This window comes from Psychroserpens damuponensis (assembly GCF_000826655.1).
GTDB classification, from domain to species: domain Bacteria; phylum Bacteroidota; class Bacteroidia; order Flavobacteriales; family Flavobacteriaceae; genus Psychroserpens; species Psychroserpens damuponensis.
This window is the reverse complement of record NZ_JXJO01000053.1, coordinates 1-1,518: the sequence shown is the minus strand read 5'-3', so window position 1 is coordinate 1,518 and position 1,518 is coordinate 1. Positions and strand designations below refer to the sequence as shown.

Annotated in this window: 2 protein-coding genes; both read right to left on the bottom strand. The window is 29.5% G+C overall.

All coding sequences use genetic code 11. The features are described 5' to 3' along the window. Positions 1-132: 132 nt before the first annotated feature. A complete protein-coding gene (locus TD29_RS18430) occupies positions 133-468 on the bottom strand; it encodes a hypothetical protein (RefSeq protein ID WP_152611554.1) in 336 nt (111 codons plus the stop codon). Positions 469-867: 399 nt separating this feature from the next. Further along, entirely contained in the window at positions 868-1,473 is a 606-nt protein-coding gene (locus tag TD29_RS18115; RefSeq protein ID WP_052467175.1) for a hypothetical protein, read from the bottom strand. Positions 1,474-1,518: the final 45 nt, after the last annotated feature.

Below are 1,518 nucleotides of genomic sequence, written 5' to 3'. Positions count from 1 at the left end.
GTGTTTGTGTATGATTTCGTTGCGTGTTTCAGCACTAAAGTTAGCAAATAAATCACAGATAGAAAGTCCGCGAGGACTTTCGTAAGTAAGCTATAACTAGCAATGAATTATACACGGTGTTGTAAATAGTTTTTATTTCGGTATTGTAATATTTAGGTCAATATCCTCGATTGTTTCTAGTTTGTATTTGACAAATCGTCCGCTGATATTCGTTCCTTTTGCTTCTAAAACTATAAAATTCATAGGTGTTTTTATTTTATTGAATAATTGTGTCTCAAGAGCAGAGAGTTTAAAAACTGAGAAATAATTTTTGTCAGTTTCTTTAATTACGAACTTATATTTCGCAATTTTCTTCTCTCTATCATTAAGAATTTTAAAAGTAATCTCTTTAATTCCCTTTTTTTCTTTTATTTCAGAGAATTCAAATTTGTTTCCATTGACATTTTTCGACATAATTTTCGTTTCCATAAAATATAATTTTAAAGAATCCGATTTGTCAATATGAAAATAATGCACTTGATTTTCTTTTGTATCAAATATTCTAGATACTAGAGAATCGTTTCGGTTGTATATCTGCATATGATATGAGTCGTCTTCTGAATTGAATAGGTTAGTCCATTCTTGATTCGGAAATAATTGTGTGGAAAAACTATTCTTTACTATCTTATCAAACTTATAGTTTTGACTGTAGCATATGCTTACAAATAATAAAAAAAGTACGGTAAATTTCCTTTGAAGTGTTTTCATAAATTGTTTACAACGTGTTTGTGTATGATTAGTGGCGTGTTTAAGCAACTAATTTAGCAAATAAAAACCGAATAGAAAATCCGAGAGGATTTTCGTAAGTAGGCGAGAACCAGCCATTAATTATACACGGTGTTGCCTGCTGGCTTTATTCAGTTTATTATTCACTATTTTAATTATTTTTCCTTTCGCTATTATTCTTGGCGGTTCAAGTAATTCAAATTCCAATTCAGGATAGAGTAAGTTTTCAAATTCCTCTGTCCATAATATATTTATTAAAGCAACTACATCATCTCCAGGAAAGACTTTTTGTTTATCATTAAAAATCAGATTTGCAGAAGTCATTTCTTTTTTGTCTGTCAGTTTAAAAATTGGTCTATATCCAGAATACGCATAACCTTTCCGACCACCATTTTCAGTTGTCATAAATTTAAGTTCCGCAATAAAATCTGGTTCGAGTTTCTTATTTTCGTTTATATAAGTTATTTGATATTTACCATTCAGTTCGTAAACAAGAACATTAGGGTTCTTCTGAAATTTAATTTTTCCATTTTTGAATTGCGTTTCAATTGATTCAACTGATTTTTGGTCAAAAGAATAGACTTCTTTTTTTAAGTCATTTATATGGTTAATCCAATTCGTTATTGAGTCAGTTATAGAATCCGCATAAATAGTTTGGCTAAATTCTTTTTCCCCTAATTCAGTTCTATATGTAAATACTTTTATCAAATGTTGCTTGGTTTGTTCAGCTTGCAGGTAACGGTTTTATGTATG